Annotated in this window: 14 protein-coding genes; 12 read left to right on the forward strand and 2 right to left on the reverse strand. The window is 56.2% G+C overall.

What is annotated here, in order from left to right; all coding sequences use genetic code 11:
* Positions 1-2: 2 nt before the first annotated feature.
* From ACFSR7_RS02435 to ACFSR7_RS02460, 6 genes are all read left to right on the forward strand, one after another.
* A complete protein-coding gene (locus ACFSR7_RS02435) occupies positions 3-908 on the forward strand; it encodes a response regulator transcription factor (protein WP_378158813.1) in 906 nt (301 codons plus the stop codon).
* Between the two features lies 1 nt (position 909).
* Positions 910-2664, forward strand: a complete 1755-nt coding sequence (locus ACFSR7_RS02440; protein WP_378158814.1) for a sensor histidine kinase — start codon at positions 910-912, stop codon at positions 2662-2664.
* On the forward strand, positions 2651-3691 hold the full coding sequence (locus ACFSR7_RS02445) for a Gfo/Idh/MocA family protein (RefSeq protein WP_378158815.1): 1041 nt from the start codon (positions 2651-2653) through the stop codon (positions 3689-3691). The genes ACFSR7_RS02440 and ACFSR7_RS02445 overlap by 14 nt, the downstream gene beginning before the upstream one ends.
* A 159-nt stretch (positions 3692-3850) precedes the next feature.
* Positions 3851-6232, forward strand: coding sequence for a hypothetical protein (locus tag ACFSR7_RS02450; RefSeq protein ID WP_378158817.1), 2382 nt, complete (start codon positions 3851-3853; stop codon positions 6230-6232).
* A gap of 765 nt (positions 6233-6997) precedes the next feature.
* The gene (locus tag ACFSR7_RS02455) at positions 6998-7369 is read left to right on the forward strand and encodes an iron chaperone (RefSeq protein ID WP_378158818.1); all 372 of its coding nucleotides are present in this window, start codon (positions 6998-7000) and stop codon (positions 7367-7369) included.
* Positions 7370-7512: 143 nt separating this feature from the next.
* The gene (locus ACFSR7_RS02460; RefSeq protein ID WP_378158820.1) at positions 7513-7725 is read left to right on the forward strand and encodes a hypothetical protein; all 213 of its coding nucleotides are present in this window, start codon (positions 7513-7515) and stop codon (positions 7723-7725) included.
* A gap of 96 nt (positions 7726-7821) precedes the next feature.
* On the opposite strand, the gene ACFSR7_RS02465 is transcribed toward ACFSR7_RS02460, so the two are convergent.
* Both ACFSR7_RS02465 and gdhA read right to left on the reverse strand, forming a co-directional pair.
* On the reverse strand, positions 7822-8169 hold the full coding sequence (locus ACFSR7_RS02465) for a hypothetical protein (protein WP_378158821.1): 348 nt from the start codon (positions 8167-8169) through the stop codon (positions 7822-7824).
* A 159-nt stretch (positions 8170-8328) separates the two neighbouring features.
* Positions 8329-9708: an NADP-specific glutamate dehydrogenase gene (gene gdhA, locus ACFSR7_RS02470; protein ID WP_378158822.1), complete on the reverse strand. Its 1380-nt coding sequence runs from the start codon at positions 9706-9708 to the stop codon at positions 8329-8331.
* A gap of 149 nt (positions 9709-9857) precedes the next feature.
* On the opposite strand from gdhA, the gene gltC reads away from it, so the two are divergent.
* From gltC to ACFSR7_RS02500, 6 genes are all read left to right on the forward strand, one after another.
* Positions 9858-10781 carry a glutamate biosynthesis transcriptional regulator GltC gene (gene gltC, locus ACFSR7_RS02475; protein ID WP_378159063.1) on the forward strand — a complete coding sequence of 308 codons (924 nt, stop codon included), beginning with the start codon at positions 9858-9860 and terminating at the stop codon, positions 10779-10781.
* A gap of 105 nt (positions 10782-10886) precedes the next feature.
* Positions 10887-12695, forward strand: a complete 1809-nt coding sequence (locus ACFSR7_RS02480) for a cache domain-containing sensor histidine kinase (protein ID WP_378158824.1) — start codon at positions 10887-10889, stop codon at positions 12693-12695.
* On the forward strand, positions 12692-13780 hold the full coding sequence (locus tag ACFSR7_RS02485; protein ID WP_378158825.1) for a response regulator: 1089 nt from the start codon (positions 12692-12694) through the stop codon (positions 13778-13780). Before ACFSR7_RS02480 ends, ACFSR7_RS02485 begins: the two co-directional genes overlap by 4 nt.
* A gap of 97 nt (positions 13781-13877) precedes the next feature.
* Positions 13878-14867 carry an ABC transporter permease gene (locus ACFSR7_RS02490; RefSeq protein WP_378158827.1) on the forward strand — a complete coding sequence of 330 codons (990 nt, stop codon included), beginning with the start codon at positions 13878-13880 and terminating at the stop codon, positions 14865-14867.
* Between the two features lie 10 nt (positions 14868-14877).
* A complete protein-coding gene (locus tag ACFSR7_RS02495) occupies positions 14878-15759 on the forward strand; it encodes a carbohydrate ABC transporter permease (protein ID WP_378158828.1) in 882 nt (293 codons plus the stop codon).
* A gap of 66 nt (positions 15760-15825) precedes the next feature.
* Positions 15826-17421 carry an extracellular solute-binding protein gene (locus tag ACFSR7_RS02500; protein WP_378158830.1) on the forward strand — a complete coding sequence of 532 codons (1596 nt, stop codon included), beginning with the start codon at positions 15826-15828 and terminating at the stop codon, positions 17419-17421.
* The last annotated feature ends 80 nt before the right edge of the window (positions 17422-17501 follow it).

Here is a 17501-nt window from a genome sequence, read left to right on the forward strand (position 1 = left end):
GCATGCACAAGATTCTAGTCGTGGATGATCAGAGAATCGAGAGAACGGGAATCCAATTCCTGATTCGCGAGTATCGTCTCGAGCTGGAAGTCGTCGAGGCTGAAAACGGAGAAGCGGCGCTGGACTATATCCGTCATCACGATCTGGACATTTTGTTTACGGATATACGCATGCCCTTCATGGACGGCCTGTCGCTGGCCGAGCAGACCCGCAAGCTCAAGCCGGACGTGAAAATCGTCATTTTCAGCGCTTACGGCGAGTTCGAGTATGCCAAAAAAGCGATGGAACTGCACGTGCACCATTATGTGCTGAAGCCGGTGCAGGACGAGGAGTTTTTGAATGCGATGCGCAGCGTCCTCGAGCTTTGCGAGAAAGAAAAGCAGGAGAAGGCGCGCACGCATCGCTTGATGACAGAATACCGCAATGCGTTAATGCGCGGCGAAGCGGAGAAGGCTCTGGCGTCTCCCGGACAGGCGTCCGTCGGACATGCGTCTGATGTGGATGCGACGGCCGATCCGCTCGCCTTGTCGCGGGCGCCGGAGACGGAGTCGGACCATGGACTGAACCTCAAGCTGCCCGACGGGGAGATTAGCAAAGCGGTCATGCTCGCGATCCGCTTCATCCACGAGCATTATATGAAGCCGATCGGCGTGGAGGCGGTGGCGGCCGAGGTATACTTGTCCGCTGATTACTTGAACAGCCAATTCAAGGAGCAAACCGGCTACAGCCTGATGAAATATATCACCGCCTGCAGGCTGAAAAAGGCGGAGGAGCTGCTCAAGCGCACCAACCGCAAAATAGCGGATATCGGCAAAAGCGTCGGCTACCAGGATACGTCCTATTTTTGCATGATCTTCAAAAACGGGTACGGGGAAAGTCCGGCCAAATACCGGGAAAAGGTCGAATAGCATGCAGCCTTTCATGCGCTTTTTTAAAAGCCTGCGCTTCAAGCACAAGCTTTTTCTCTCTTATTCGCTCGTCGTCATCATTCCGATCTTGATCCTGGGCATCTATTCGTTCGAGCGATCCAAGTTCGCGCTCGAGGCGCAGGTGGAAAACAAGTGGCGCATCGCGCTCACGCAATCGGCCGGCAATATCGACGGCAAGCTCAGGCAGGCGGAGAACGTGGCCGATTTTATCGGCATCAACAAGCGAATTCAGCAGATTCTGAAAAATCAATATTCGGATATGTACGCGCTGTACGACGACATGACGCACTATCTCGGTCCGACGCTCTCAGAGATTTTGTATTTGAACGGCGACATCAACAAAATCATCATTTACAGCGACAAGGATATTCCCGAGTTCGGCCAGTTCACGCGCTCGAGCGCTCGCGTCAGCGATGCGTTCTGGTACAAGGAAGCGCGCACAAAACCCGCTTTGTTCGATGACGAAGAGCGGATTTTTGCCGTACGCAAAATCGTCAACATCAACAATAACGCTACGGCGCTTGGCGTGCTTTATGTCGAGATCGACAAAAACAGATTGTTCCAGGGGATGGCCGATTCGCTCATGGATCAATACGGCGTCGCGGTCATGGACAACAACCGGAAGCTCCTTTATTCGCGCAATACGTTCGGCGATTCGCGGAACGCCTTGACGGTCGACCAGCTGCCGGATTCGCATGTGCCCAAGTTGAAGGTCGACGGCGAAACTTACCGCTTCATCCGGATCGACATGGCCGAAGCGGGCTGGTCGATTTTCTTTTATACGCCGCAGAAGCTGATGCCGGTGCATCAGAGCGACATTATCGAAGCGACCGTCCTCATCGCCGGCATCTGCCTGCTCGTGCTCGCGCTGATCATTTGGCTGTTCTCGCGTTCCTTCGTCAAACGGATCGAGTGGCTCAACCGGACGATGCTGCGCGTGCAGAACGGCGACTTGCATGTCGAAGTGTTCAGCGACTCGACGGACGAGATCGGCGAGCTGATCAACCGGTTCAGAGTCATGCTGAAGCGGATCAACAACCTGATCGACGACGTGTATCGCAGCGAGATCACGCAAAAAGAAGCGGAGTTTAAGGCGCTGCAGGCGCAGATCAACCCGCACTTTCTGTACAACGCGCTCTCCTTGATCAACTGGAAAGCGAAGATGATCCATGCCAAAGACATCAGCGAGATCGCAGGCGCGATCTCCCGCTTTTACCGGACGACGCTGAACAGCGGAAAAAACGTCATTTCGATCCGCGACGAGATTCAGAATACGAAGGCTTATCTGGAAATCCAAAGCGTCATGCACGACGAAGGCTTCGACGTGGTCTACGACCTGGCGGAGGATATTTATGCGTACGACATGATCAAGCTCATTCTGCAGCCGATCGTCGAGAATGCCATTCACCACGGTATCGAGCGGAAGAAGGAGGGACGGGGGCGGATTGCCGTGACCGGCCGCCTTGCGGACAGCCGGATCGCGTTTCGGGTGGAGGACAACGGACCCGGCATGGCGCAGGACGTGATCGACGGCATCTTCGTCAAGCAGTCCGTCGGATACGGGCTGTTGAACGTGCACAACCGGTTAAGGCTTTTTTTCGGCAATGACTCCGGCATTGCCATAACGAGCAGCGTCGGCGAAGGGACGGTCGTGCAGCTGCTGTTGCCGGCCTTCAATAACGATGCTGCCGATCCTGAACAACGGATACGGAGGAAAGCGGATGAAACGGATTAAAATCGGCGTCGTAGGACTCAACTTCGGTGCGGATATGGTCGAGGAGCTGGCGTCGAAAGCCGGCGCGGACCGGTTCGAGCTGGCTGGCGTTTGCGATTTGAACGCGGCCAAGGCCGCAAGCTTTGCGGAAAGGTACGGCGTGCGGGCTTATGCAGACCTGGATGAGCTGCTCGGCGACGACGAGATTCGCGCCGTCGGCTTGTTCACGCCGCCCGTCGGGCGCGCTGCGCTGATCGACAAGATCGTCGACGCCGGCAAAGACGTCATGACGACCAAGCCGTTCGAGCGGGATGCGGAGCAGGGCCTGGCCGTATTAAAGAAAGCGGAACGTCTCGGCAGAGTCGTGCATTTGAATTCGCCAACGCCCCTGCTGTCCGACGAGCTGCAGGTGCTGAAGCGCTGGCATGAACAGCATGAATTGGGACAGCCCGTCGGTTGCCGGGCCGAAGTATGGTGCGATTACCGGGAGACCTATACAGCGTCCTGGTACGACGATCCGGCGCTTTGTCCTGTCGCGCCCATCTATCGGATCGGCATTTATTTGATCAACGATCTCGTCAGATTGTTCGGGGAAGCGGAGCAAGTGCAGGTGATGCATTCGAAGCTGTTCACCGGCCGCCCTACGCCGGACAACGCCCAGCTCGGCATTCTTTTCAAAAACGGCGCGCTCGGCAACATTTTTGCTTCCTTCTGTATCGAGGACGGACAGGCCTACAAATTTGCGCTGACCGTCAATTACGAGAAGGGGACGATTCACCGCAACCTGCATCCCAAGCCGTTCGACGAAGCTGTGGGCCACGTCGGAAGCGCGATGACGCTGATCACGCAAGACGCGGACGGGCACATGTACGTAGAAGAGGCTGTCCTGCGCAGCGCAGTCGGACAATACCAATGGGAAGCCTTCTACCGGGCGATCCGGGGAGAGCGCCTGGCGCTGGCGGTGACGCCGGAGGAGATCGCGGCAGGCATCAACATTATCAAGGCGATGAGCAGAGCCGAAAAGTCGGGCATGACGGAACGGGTCTAACCGCATGTCCGCTGAATCGCCATACAGATCGGGGAAAACTCATATATCGGATTTTCCGCGCCTTGTCTTACACTGTTGGCGTGAGGCGGCGGACCGATCATCTTCTCCAGGCGGTGACGAGCCCCCGCATCCCCATTCCGAACAAGGGAGAGTGTGTTAATGTACACGGGATTCAGTTCGGTCAGTCTTGGCAGCGGCAAGCGCGGCGCGTCGTTTTATGCGGCAGCGGTTATGGTCTTAACGCTCTTATTGTCTCTGTTGGCCGGCATCGTCGACGTTCCGAGCTCCAAGGCGGCGCCGACCGTGCCGGCGTTTCCGGGAGCGCAGGGCGGGGGCGCCATTTCCACGGGAGGTCGTGGAGGCGCAATCATCAAAGTGACCAATTTGAACGACGCCGGAGCGGGGAGCCTGCGGGCATGCGCGACCGCATCGGGTCCGCGCACTTGCGTCTTCACGGTAGGCGGCACGATTAACCTGCTGAGCACGATTCTGATCACGAACCCGAACCTTACGATCGCGGGCCAGACGGCGCCCGGCGGCGGCATTCTGCTCAAAGGCACCGGCATATCGGAAAATATGCTCATGGTCGGCGTCGTCGGTCAGGATGCCAACGTCGTCATTCGCTATTTGCGGCTTCGCAAGGGTTACAATCCGGCGGGCGACGACAGCGGCGGCGCAATTGAAATTTATAACGGCAACAATATCATGCTCGACCATCTGTCCATCAGCTGGAATCAGGACGAAGGCATCGGCGTCTGGAAGAGCGCCGACATCTCCACCAAAAACGTGACCAGCTCCTACAACATCATGGCCGAAGGTCTCTACCCGCACTCGACGGGTCTTCTGGCAGGCGGAGAAGGCGGCCAGGACACCGAGACCGATATCGACATGCATCATAATCTGATCATGAACGATACGCACCGCAACCCGCTGCTCAAGACCAAATCGAGCCGCGTCGTCAACAACATCACGTACAATCAGAGCTTCTATCTCGCGCAGGTCGGCGGCGGCATCTCGGTCGACTTCATCGGCAACAAGTACAAGAAAGGTCCGTTGTACGGCGTGACGACGTACGAGAGCAACTTTTTCCCGCACGAGATCCAAGCATTCCCGCAAGCCGTGCCTTACGACAACAATACTGCGCACGGGGATCCTTCGATCTATCTGTCCGGCAACGTCGGCTGGAATCAGACGAGCCCGACAGGCGATCAGTGGCTGCTGACGAGCAAGATCGCGGGAGAAAACGAGACGGAGACCGGCGCTGCCATCCCGGCGGCCTGGAAGCGGACGACGCCGCTGGCCAATACTACGTATCCGATCGTCGCGGAGTCGGTCGGCAATATCGAGAACAGCATCCTGCCGACCGCGGGGGCATCGCAGCGCATCTCCTGCGAGGGCGCATGGATCGCCGCCAGAGACAGCGTCGATACCCGGCTGATCAATCAGTACCAGACGAACACCGGCATTAACTTCATCATCACGAACGAGAGCCAGGTCGGCGGTTATCCGACGATCGCCGGCGGCACGGCCTGCACGGACACGGACAACGACGGCATGCCGGACGTTTGGGAGATGGGCAACTTCGGCAGCTTGAGCCAGACGAGCAGCGGCGATTACAACAACGACGGTTATACGAATATCGAAGAGTATTTCAATGGTACTTCGCCTGTCGCCGCTTCGACGGCGCTCGTCAGCAACCTGACGGTGAACGATACGGCGAATGCGGCGAACTGGTCGATCCGCACCAATATTCAAAGCGGCAACCAGGTCTACGGCGATCGCACCACGCTCTTTACGGCGATTCCCGCCGCCGTGGCCGGCAGCGACTGGATCCGTCCGGCCAACGAATCCAAGGCGTATACGGGGACGACGCTGGCAAGCTTCAAGGTGAACGCCGCTGCCGACGTATACGTCGCGCACAACGATGCGATCGCAACCAAGCCGTCCTGGATGTCGACGTGGACGGACACGGGACTGGACGCGACGAGCGACGCCGGACTGACCTACAGTCTGTACAAGAAAAACTTCGCGAGCGGCGCCACCGTATCGCTCGGCAGCAACGGTGACGCTTCGGGGCCGAGCACCTATTTCGTCATCGTGAAAAATGCGGCGGCCACGCCGCTGGTCAGCAACCTGACGGTGAACGACACGGCCAATGCAGCTAACTGGTCGATCCGCGGTAATATTCAAAACGGCGACTTGGTCTACGGCGACCGTACGACGCTGTTTAATTCGGTGCCAGCCGCATTGGCCGGCAGCAGTTGGATCCGCCCGGCCAACGAATCCAAAGCCTATACGGGCACGACGCTTGCCAGCTTCAAGGTGAACGCCGCGAGCGACGTATATATCGCTCACAACGACGTCATCGCGACCAAGCCGTCCTGGATGTCGACGTGGACGGATACGGGACTCGACGCGACGAGCGACGCCGGACTGACCTACAGCCTGTACAAGAAAAGCTTCGCAAGCGGCTCCACCGTATCGCTCGGCAACAACGGGGACGCTACGGGACCGAGCACTTATTTTGTCATCGTTAGATAAAGCAAGCTTTCAGAAACGCATGGCGCCTAAGGCTGTATGAAACCGGCGGCCTGCGCTCGGCTTGGTCCGAACGCGGGCCGCTTTTCCGTTCTCCTGCTGCGTGTTCTGCTTTTTTCCGTTTTCCAGTTGCGCGGGCCGCTTTTTCCGCTCTCCTGCCGTGCGTTCCGCCTCTTCAGCTCTCAGATTGCACGTTCTGCTTTTTCCGCTCTCCTGCTGTGCGTTCTGCTTTTTCCACTCTCCTGCTGTGCGTTCTGCTTTTTCCACTCTCCTGCTGTGCGTTCCGCGTCTTCGGCTCTCCAGTTGCACGGGCCTCAAACCTGCATTTATACATGTATTTTTTGCCGACCAGCCCCACGTGATGAAATACCTGCAAATATGCAGGTAAATTCATAACAAAAACCGGGAATCAGGCTGATTGCGAAAAATGCCTGCGTATTTGCATCTTTTCCTCTCAAAAGGGTCGACATCGGCAAAATTAGATGTATATTTGCAGGCATTACGCAAAAGCGGGATGCGGGCGACGGTTGGCCGGCCCAATGTACGGCTATCGGATGAGCCATCGCCAGGCGTTCCGCGCGATTCGAGTTTGCATATTCGTCAAAACAAAAGGAACCGGCAGGGTGATCTGCGATTTCGCTTGACGGTTTCTTATTCTGCGAAATGAACGCAACATTGCGTTTCTCGCAAATACATCGATAATATAGGAGGGATTGGAAACAATTCATTTTGTCGCGATTATGCGACGAGCGATGCGGAGGGATTTCAGTGGAAGCTTTTTCCGAGTATTTAGTGCGCATCGACAACCCGTCCCATCGGGCGAGAGTCGAGGAGGTCTTCGAGTGGATCCTCGGAAAATTCCCGGGCCTTGTGCCCAAGATCGCCTGGAACCAGCCGATGTTCACCGATCACGGCACGTTTATCGTCGGGTTCAGCGTCGCCAAGCCGCATATGGCCGTCGCGCCGGAGAAGGCGGGCATGCTGCGGTTTGCGGACGATATCGTCCAAGCCGGCTATGAACATACCAAAGAGCTTGTGAAGATCCGTTGGGACAGCCCGGTGGATTACGCGTTACTTGAGAAAATGATCGCGTTTAATATGGCGGATAAAGCGGATTGCGAGACTTTTTGGCGTAAATAAAAAAGCCCGGGCGTACGTGCGCTGCGGGCTTCTTCTATTATCTTACCATTCCCATCCGAATGTTGCAGGCTTGAAGAGGCTTCCAGTTTTCGTATATGCTGATAGAGTAACATAACGAAACGATAGAAGGAGGTGAAGGAATCATGGAAAAAATGATGATGAACATGATGATGATGACCTGCATGGAAGACATGACGGCCAAGATGAAGTCCATGCAAATGATGATGGACGAGATGACCAAAGCGGACATGATGGGCATGATGGACAAGGAAATGGTGATGTCCCGCCTTCAACAATGCGACGAGATGATGACGATGATGATGGGCATGATGAACGCAGTCTCTTCCGCTAAGTAAGCGTCGCGCTGAAGCGGCCATCCGACAATGGCCGTCCCGAACGATTCTTATGGCGGGCCGAGCAGACGGCTGCAGGCCTGCTTTTATTTTGTCTATTTACGAACGCAACGCTTCCTTGAACGCCCTCATTTTTTTCCCGATCTCCACTCTGATCCGCTTCAACGTCCAGATCTGCACCCACAATTGCTCGCGGCTTGCTTGTTCGCTCTCGCCTTGCAGCTTGCGATAGAGGTATATAAGCGTCTGATTGACATCGTTAAAATACGCGATGAGCTCGTCGCGCTGCTGCCTGCGAAGCTCGGTCCGTTCGTCTCGTGCCGGAGCGCTCAGCTCGGCCAGTATCGCCTGCTGCCATTGTTCGTCCTTAATGGAGACCGCATAATTATACAGATCCAGATAATCGTCGATCCGCTTTTCGCGCTGCGCTTGGAAGTTGTGACTCATGACCGAAAACTCCTGACGTTTTTCATTTTGTTTTTATACCGACAATTATACTCGGATAAATTGGTATTTCAAGTGCATTTTTCAATTCCGGTTTTTTCGTTTGAAAAAAAACACTCCGCCGGATTAACCGGAGGAGTGCTGGATCAATGTTGTGCGAGCTTATACCCCTTGCGCAAGCATGGCGTCAGCCACTCTGACGAAGCCGGCGATGTTGGCGCCGATGACGAGGTTGCCTGGAACGCCGTATTGCTCGGCAGCCTTGATGCATTCGCGGTAAATATTGTGCATAATCGTCTGCAGTCTGGTATCGACTTCTTCCATCGTCCAGGACAATCTGGCGCTGTTCTGGGCCATTTCCAGCGCGGAGACGGCTACGCCGCCCGCATTGGCGGCTTTGGCCGGCGCGAAGAGCACGTTGTTGTCGAGGAAGACGTCGATCGCTTCCAGGGTGGAAGGCATGTTGGCGCCTTCGCCGACGGCTTTGACGCCGCCTTGCACCAGCAGCTTGGCGGAGGCTTGATCGATTTCGTTTTGCGTGGCGCAAGGCAGCGCGATGTCGCAAGGAATCGACCAGATGCCGGCGCAGCCTTCGACGTAGACGGCGTCCGGATGCTCGAGGACGTAGTCTTTGCAGCGCTTGTTTTCAACTTCCTTGAGCCGCTTGACCGTCTCGAGGTTGATGCCTTCCGCATGATAGATGTAGCCGCCGGAATCGCTGCAGGCCACGACCGTGGCGCCGAGCTGGATCGCTTTTTCCATCGCGTAGATCGATACGTTGCCGGAGCCGGAGACGACGACTTTGCTTCCCTTGAAGCTAGAACCCGCGTCTTGCAGCATTTCCTCTACGAAGTAGACCGCGCCGTAGCCGGTCGCTTCCTTGCGGCCCAGGCTGCCGCCGTAGCCGATGCCCTTGCCGGTAAGCACGCCGGCTTCGTATGCGCCGACCAGCTTCTTGTATTGACCGAACATGAAGCCGATCTCACGCGCGCCGACGCCGATATCGCCCGCCGGAACGTCCTTGTCCGGTCCGATATGCTTGCTGAGCTCGGTCATGAAGCTTTGACAGAAGCGCATGATCTCGAGGTCCGATTTGCCTTTGGGATCGAAGTCGGAGCCGCCCTTGCCGCCGCCGATCGCTTGGCCGGTCAGCGCGTTCTTCAGGATTTGCTCGAAGCCGAGGAACTTGATGATGCTGGCGTTAACGGAAGGATGGAAGCGCAGGCCGCCCTTGTACGGGCCGATCGCGTTGCTGAATTGGACGCGGAAACCGCGGTTGACTTGAACCTTGCCTGCATCGTCGACCCACGGTACCCGGAAAGACAGGATGCGGTCGGGCTCGACCAGGCGATCGAGGACGGCGTTCGCGATGTACGCAGGGTTCTGGGAGAGCACCGGAATCAGGGAAAGGAAGACCTCTTTGACGGCCTGATGGAACTCGGGCTCGTTCGGATTGCGCTTCTTGACGGTCTCGAACAAACCGTCGACATATTCGTGCGCTTGCGTCGCGTGCGTTTGTTCGATTTTTTCGAGGATGCTCATGCGTCCAAAACTCCTTTAGGTGCAATGGCCAAAAGCCATTTCCGTTTTTATAGATCGTAGTTTAATATTATGATCGAAGTCATTGATCGCTCCAATATTCAGTTCAGATGAAGTTCATGCGTTTTAAGCATAAAGGAGGGGCGGGCATGCTGGAAATCAGACAGATGCGGTACTTCATGGAAGTGGCCAAGCGCGAGCATGTGACGGAGGCGGCCGATGCCCTGCATGTCGCGCAGTCGTCGGTAAGCAGGCAGCTTATGCAGTTGGAGAGCGAGCTTGGCGTGGATCTGTTCGTCCGCGAGGGGCGCCGCGTGAAGCTCACGCCGACCGGAAGGATGTTCCTGGCGCGCGTAGAGCAGATCATGAACATGATCGGGGAGGCGGAGCGCGAGGTGCAGGAATGCTTGGAGCCGGAGAAGGGAACGGTCCGCATCGCTTTTCCGATCAGCCTGGCCGCCCATGTGATGCCGACGGCCATCTACGCTTTTCGCCAGCGGTATCCGGAAGCGAAGTTTCAAATGCGGCAAGGACTCTACCGCGACCTGATTGACGGCGTCATACACGGCGAATACAATCTCGCCTTAATCGCGCCCTTGCCGGCGGCGGAAAAAAAGATTCGCTCCCAATTGCTTTTCACCGAAAACATCGTCGTCCTGCTGCCGGTTCACCACCCGCTTGCCCGTCAATCCGGCATACGGCTGTCGGAGCTGAAGGACGCTCCGTTCGTCACGTTGCCGGAAGGAACGATTTTTCGGGAGATCGTGCTGAACGCATGCCGGGAGATCGGCATCGTGCCGCACATTGCGTTCGAGGGCGACGATATCGATGCGTTAAAGGGACTGGTCTCCGCCGGTCTCGGCGTGGCGCTCATGCCGGAGGTGACGCTGGTGGACAATATTCCGCCTTCCACGGTAAAAATCCCTTTGATCGATCCTCTTGTAACGCGAACGGTGGGCGTAATCTCTCCGACGCAGCGCAAGCTGCTGCCGACAGAGCAGCTTTTTGTCCGATTTCTCTCTGATTTTTTCGTCGAGCCTTTTGGAAAACGAACGATTGAGGGCATAACGCCATAAAAGGATGGCCGATTAATTGGCATAGGATTCCATCATCCCGAATTCTGGATTAAGATAGGGCATAGCGCAACGATTGGAATCCGTGCAATTCGGGAGGTGGCACGCTTGTTTCGTAAGATGCGGCATTCGCTGCAATGGAAGCTCGTTGTCTTGATTACGGCTATAATCATGATCGTGACCGCGGTGATCGGGACGGTGAACTATCGCAAAAGCATCGATGCGATCGATTCGGACGTGACCCGGTTCAGCAATCAAATCTTGACGCAAGCCAACTTCAACTTAAGCCGATATATCGAGGACAACGAGCATTTTTTTCGGATGCTGGGAACAACGGTCGATTTCCGCGATTGGTCCATGGCGCCGAATGCAAACGCTTACCATATTTACAGAACCTACAGGAACATGGAAATCAAATATATCGAGCCCTTCATCGCCTATCATCCGGAGTTGCTCGCCATCGTGTTCTATAGCGGCGACGGCTACCAGAGCGCGTACCGGAATCCGGACAGCGGGGACGCGATGCTGAAGACCGGATATGCGATGGAGCGGGAGCCGTGGTTCGGACATCTTCCGTTCAAAGGCGAGATCACGAGATCGGTTAACCTGAATACTACCTATGTGAACCACAACGGCGCTGCCGAAAAGCTCCCCGTACTGACGTACTTGCAGCAGTACAGCTATGGCAAGACGTCCTCCTACTTACAGATGGATATCTCCCTGAAGTCCACGCAGGCCATTCTGGACGCCGTCAAGCTCGGCGACACGGGCAGCACGTTTATCGTAGACGGCAGCGGCGCCATCATCACCGCCCATGATCAGAGCTCGGTGGGCAGTCTTATCGACGACCGGCTGCAAAGCGTGCTGAACCGAAGCGATTCGGGTTCCTACTATGAGAAGCAGACGAAGCGAATGATCGTGTACCAGACCATCCCGCAGACCGGCTGGAAGATCGTATCGCTCATCCCGTACCGCGAGTTGGCCAAAAGCATCATCAGCATACGCAACTGGACGACCGTCATGACGCTCGGCGGCATCGTCATTGCCAGCTTGCTGGTGTTCGGAGTCGCTTCCTCGATCACGGCGCGGCTGAAGGCACTCCGGAAAACGATCGGCTTGACCCGCATGGGACGATTGGACGTTCGCGTGGACGCGAAAGGGAGCGATGAAGTGGCCGAGCTGGGCATGGCCTACAATCATTTGCTCGACCGGATCGATGCATCCATCGAGCAGCTTGCGGAATCCCGGATCGTGCAGCAGCAAGCGATATTGTCGGCCCTGCAGTCGCAGATCAACTCCCACTTTTTGTTCAACGCGATGGAGTCGATCAATGCCATGGCGAATCTCGCCCGGCACCGCGGGATTATGGATACGGCGGTTGCCTTGTCCAATATGCTGCGGTATACGTCCAACTATCAGCAATCTTTGGTATTGCTGGAGGACGAGCTGAAGCATGTATCCGATTATATGCATATTATCGGCATCCTCTATCGGGATGACGTGAAGTTTTGCATCGAAATGGATGAAGAAGTCAAAGAGGCGCGATCCCTAAAGGCGATCCTCCAGCCGTTCGTAGAGAACAGCATCAAGCACGGCTACGAGACGACGGCTGAACCGATGTTGATCCGAATATCGGCGCGGCGGGACGGAGAGGCGTACGTGCGCATCGAGATCGAGGACAACGGCAGCGGATTCACCGAGGAGAAGCTGGCGGAGCTGCAAGAGGCGCTGGCGCTCGAACAGCCGGCGCAGGCGTTTATGCAGCTCTCGCGGATCGGCGTGCTGAACGTTCATTATCGGCTGCGCACCTTTTACAAGGACAGCCGGTCCGGCGTCTCCCTGTCCGTGACGGATCAAGGCGCAACGCAGATCGCCATTGTATTTCCTTATTACTCAAAGGATGTGTATCCGCTATGATCCGTATATTGCTCGTGGACGACTCGCCGCTCATTCGGGAGAGCTTGACCCAGTCCGTCGAGGAGATCGGCGCTTCTACGGTCGTAGCCGGGACCGCATCCAACGGAGAGAAAGCGTTGGCCTGGCTGGACGATCATTATGCCGACCTGTGCATCACCGACATTCGGATGCCGGTCATGGACGGTCTTGCCTTAATCGACCGCATCAATGGTCTATATCCCTGGATGGCGTGCATGGTCGTATCCAGCTATGACGACTTTGAATATGCCAAGACAAGCATTCAGCTGAAGGCGCTGGACTACATCCTGAAGCCGGTAGACACGCGCTTGCTCGACCGTTCGCTGCATGCGGCTGCCGACCGTCTCCGCCAGGAGCGGCTTCGGGACGCAGCCTCCGTCATGCTTCGCAAGCTGCCGCATCACCGGGCTTTCCTGGACCGCTGGCTGAACCAGATCCGTACGCTTCATACGGAGACCTTGCCGCTGCTCATCGTCGACACGCTGGAATTGCTGGAGTCATGGGTCGGCGAAAAGTACTACCTCTTAAACGCGTTGTCCCATGTCTGGATTCAGACGCTGATCGAAGAGCTGGCGGAGGACAAGCTGCGCCTGGAGCTGGAGGAGGATGGGGATCCGGAGCTCGGCGGCCGGACGCTCCCGCTATCCGACGTTCGCAGCCACTTCCGCATCTGCGCCGTGCATCGGCTGGAAGAAGGCTCGAGCCGATTGGTGGAAGCGATGCGCGGCGTCCGGGATACCCAGTCGATCCGGAAGATCGAGTCGGTAAAAAGCTACATTCAGGCGCATTTGTCCAAAGACATCAATTTGCAGGAGCTGGCGGATCGGGTCGAGATGAACAAGACGTACATGTGCACCCTATTCAAGCAAGAGACCGGGATCACGGTCTGGAGCTACCTCGTCGCGGAACGGATGCGCAAAGCGCGCAGTCTGCTGCTCGAGACCTCCGCCAAGGTGTACGAGATCGCCGGCGAGATAGGGTACGAGGATGTTCCTTATTTTTCCCAGACCTTCAAGAAGTTCTATGGCATGACCCCGCTGGATTACAAGAAACGGATGAAATCTTAGTCTCGATCCGAATATAACCCCTATAAATCGAAAGATAGACTTCTACTGCCCGGTTTCCCCATTCCTTATAATTGGCCTTAAGGAGGTGGGGATCGCAATGAGCGGTAGAAAAATGTCGTATGCCGGCGTACGACAAAAGCTTCCGGCCGTCAGCCGATCGATCGTCATCGAACGCCCCGCGAGGGAATCGCTCGCGAAGTTCATAAAGAAGAATTGGCCGCTGTACGTCATGATCGTTCCCATGTTTGTCTATTTTCTCACGTTCAAGTATCTTCCCCTGCTGGGGATCGTAATCGCTTTCAAGGATTACAACATCTTCGAAGGGTTCCTCGGAAGCGAGTGGGTCGGGTTCCAGTGGTTCGAGACGTTAGTGACGCAGCCAAGAATGCTGAATGTCTTCAAGAACACGGTGATTTTCTCGTTCTACCAGATCGTGTTCGCCTTCCCGGCTCCGATCATTCTGGCCCTTCTGCTCAACGAGATTCGCCGAACCGCCTATAAGCGCACGATCCAGACCCTCGTCTATCTTCCGCACTTCTTGTCTTGGGCGCTGGTGTACGGATTGGCTTATATGATGTTCTCGATCCAGACGGGCTTGGTGACCCAATTGCTGGCTCGCTTCGGCTTCGAGCCCATTGCGCTGCTTCAGGCTCCGGAATACTTCCGTGCGCTTGTCGTCGGAGCGGGAGTGTGGAAGGAGATGGGCTGGAGCACCATCATCTTCCTGGCCGCGCTGACCGGAATCTCTCCTTCGCTCTATGAAGCGGCGCAGGTGGACGGAGCCAACCGCTGGAGACAGTTCGTGCACATTACCTTTCCCGGATTGCTTCCCGCCATCGTCATCCTGATGCTGCTTAAGATCGGGAACGTGCTCGACGTCGGCTTCGAGCAAATCTACGTGTTCTTGAGTCCCATGACGTATTCGGTCGGAGAAGTGTTGGACACGTACGCCTATCGCTCGGGCATCGTGAACGGCCAATTCAGCATCACGACGGCGATCGGGCTGTCCAAGTCGCTGATCGGCTTCGTTCTGCTGGTCAGCGTCAACAGGCTAAGCAATAAAATAACGGGCGAAGGCTTGTACTGAGGAGGCTGTCATGCGTATCCGATCTTCCCGCGGGGAGCGGGCGTTCGACGTGATGAACTATCTGCTGCTCGCGTTCATCGCCTTCGTTTCCCTGGTTCCCATCTTGCATGTCATTGCCGGCGCCTTCAGCTCTTCTCAGGCGATCATCCACAACCGCGTGCTCCTCTGGCCGGTGGAGCCGACGATGGAAAACATCCAGATGGTCGTTCAGACCCCTACCTTCTGGAGGGCGGCTTGGATGACCGTCAAGGTGGTCTTCATCGCTACGGCGTTCAATATGTTCTTTACCGTCCTCGGCGCTTATCCCTTATCTAAGAGCTGGCTGCGCGGACGCCGATTCCTCATGCTGTTCATCGTCTTCACGATGGTGTTCCAGGCGCCGATGATCCCCTCCTATCTGGTCGTCAAATCGCTGGGCCTGATCAACTCCATGTGGGCGCTGGTCATCCCGGGCGCGATCTCCGCGTTCAACTTGATTCTCTGCCTGACCTTCTTCCGATCGCTTCCCGAAGAACTGTTCGACGCGGCCAAGGTGGACGGGATGGGCGAGTTCCGGGTGGTGGCCCGCATCGTCGTCCCGCTGTCCATGCCGATTATCGTCACGCTGCTCTTGTTCTATGCCGTCGGCCATTGGAACTCGTATATGGGGCCGTTGATGTTCTTGAACGACCGCAATATGCAAACGCTCCAAATGTACATCTTCTCGCTGATCTCCATGGGCAACAGCAACGATATCGTCGCCGCGGCGAACGGCGAGGCTTCGATCACGCTCGTTCCGGCCGCTATCGAGATGGCTACCATCGTCTTGGCCACGGCGCCGATCGTCCTCATCTATCCGTTCATCCAAAGCTACTTCATCAAGGGAGCCACGCTGGGCTCCGTCAAGGGATAATCGTCAAAACGTTATGAGGACGCTGTCTTCATATAGATGCCAAATGAACTGGGAGGCCACTAAACGATGGTCAACAAACAAAAGGGGTTGTTAGGTGTCGTCGCCGCAACGTTAGTCGTTGCGATGACCGCCTGCGGGTCGGGGAATAACGAGAATAAGGTTGCGTCGCCTTCGGCCGCGACAGAAACCGCGAAAGCATCGGCGGGAGCCTCGGCAAGTCCGAGCGCCGCCACCGAACCGGTGCCGCTCCGCATCTTCACGTCCGACTTCAGCCAGCCGGTTCCCGGCGGCGCTACGATGGACAATCCGACGCTTAAGTATTTGGCGGAGAAGACGAATACGAAGCTGGACGTCGTTTTCTTTCCGCATACCCAGATGGACGGGCAGCTCAGCACCAAGTATGCGGCAGGCGATATTCCGGACGTCGTCATGGGCTGGAATGCGGGAGGCGAGCTGTACAACAACAACCAACTGCTCGAGCTCAATGATTATATCGATAAATACGGTCCTAATCTCAAGAAAGTCATTCCCCAAGCCGCATGGGACGCGGTGACGATCGACGGCAAGATCATGGGCATTCCGGAACCCGCCGGCGGCAACGTCACGGAGAACAGCATCATCTACGTTCGCAAGGACTGGATGGATAAAGTGGGCATCACGGAAGCGCCCAAGACGCCGGATGAACTGCTTACGTTGCTCCGGGCATTCCGGGACAAGGACCCGAACGGCAACGGACAGAAGGACGAGATTCCGTTCTCCTCCCGCGAGAATATGACCTGGGTGAACAATCTCTTCGGCATGTACGGTCAGAATCATACCACGGCCAAGTACGAGAATAACGAGCTGCTGCCGGGCTTCATAACGAGCAACCACAAGGAAGGTCTCGCATTTATGCGGACGATGTACGAGGAGAAGCTGATCGACAGCGAGTTCACGACGAACAAGCGCAACGTCTGGGAGCAGAAGATTCAGCAAGGCATCGTCGGCATGTGGAACCATGACCCGGCTCTGGCGTGGGATTGGCAGGACCGCCTGAACAAGTCGTTGCCGAACGAACATCCGGACGTCATCGCGATCCCTACGCCGAAGGCGCCCGGCGTGACGGATGTCGGTTCTTTAAGAACCTCCACCAACAAAGTCTATCTCATCACCAAAAAAGTGAAGGATCCGGCCGCGGCCGTTAAGTTCTTCGACTGGCTGGCATCGGAAGAAGGGCAGGAATTCGTCAACTTCGGCATTCCGGGAGACACGTACACCAAGGACGGCGGGAAAATCGTCTACGACCAGCAGAAGGACGTCGACGCGAAGACCAGCACGTGGCGGTCGATCGTCTTCAACATCGTCGGCTACAACGAAGAGCTGCTCAAGACCAAGCTGGGGAACGACGAGGCTTTCGAGAAGCAGAAGCTCGCTTACGAGGTCGCCCGCAACGAATCGATTCCGAATTTAATGACGGGCATGCCGGCGATCAAGACCAACTCGCCTGAAGTGCCGGGCTTCGGCTATACGGGCATGCCTCTCTATCTGGAGACGGCCACGCAGATCATTTTGGGAGAGAAGCCGCTCGATTACTTCGATGAATTCGTGAAGGAATACAAGTCTCTGGGAGGAGCCGACGCGATCAAGCAAGCTTCGGATTGGTATAACGCCACTAAAAAATAGAAGAGGGGAGTGAAAGGTTAAGCGCGCAGGAGATTGCAGCGATTGAAGCAAAACCTCCTGCGCTTTTTCTATGGCTTCGC

Source organism: Cohnella sp. GCM10020058, from assembly GCF_042683485.1.
Taxonomy (GTDB): Bacteria; Bacillota; Bacilli; order Paenibacillales; family Paenibacillaceae; genus Cohnella.

Excerpts from the sequence above, each read along its gene's own strand:
- gdhA (WP_378158822.1), bottom strand. The coding sequence starts at position 9,708 with ATGAGCATCCTCGAAAAAATCGAACAAACGCACGCGACGCAAGCGCAC.
- ACFSR7_RS02450 (WP_378158817.1), top strand. The coding sequence starts at position 3,851 with ATGTACACGGGATTCAGTTCGGTCAGTCTTGGCAGCGGCAAGCGCGGC.
- ACFSR7_RS02435 (WP_378158813.1), top strand. The coding sequence starts at position 3 with ATGCACAAGATTCTAGTCGTGGATGATCAGAGAATCGAGAGAACGGGA.
- ACFSR7_RS02490 (WP_378158827.1), top strand. The coding sequence starts at position 13,878 with ATGAGCGGTAGAAAAATGTCGTATGCCGGCGTACGACAAAAGCTTCCG.
- ACFSR7_RS02440 (WP_378158814.1), top strand. The coding sequence starts at position 910 with ATGCAGCCTTTCATGCGCTTTTTTAAAAGCCTGCGCTTCAAGCACAAG.
- ACFSR7_RS02495 (WP_378158828.1), top strand. The coding sequence starts at position 14,878 with ATGCGTATCCGATCTTCCCGCGGGGAGCGGGCGTTCGACGTGATGAAC.
- ACFSR7_RS02445 (WP_378158815.1), top strand. The coding sequence starts at position 2,651 with ATGAAACGGATTAAAATCGGCGTCGTAGGACTCAACTTCGGTGCGGAT.
- ACFSR7_RS02500 (WP_378158830.1), top strand. The coding sequence starts at position 15,826 with ATGGTCAACAAACAAAAGGGGTTGTTAGGTGTCGTCGCCGCAACGTTA.
- ACFSR7_RS02465 (WP_378158821.1), bottom strand. The coding sequence starts at position 8,169 with ATGAGTCACAACTTCCAAGCGCAGCGCGAAAAGCGGATCGACGATTAT.
- ACFSR7_RS02485 (WP_378158825.1), top strand. The coding sequence starts at position 12,692 with ATGATCCGTATATTGCTCGTGGACGACTCGCCGCTCATTCGGGAGAGC.
- ACFSR7_RS02460 (WP_378158820.1), top strand. The coding sequence starts at position 7,513 with ATGGAAAAAATGATGATGAACATGATGATGATGACCTGCATGGAAGAC.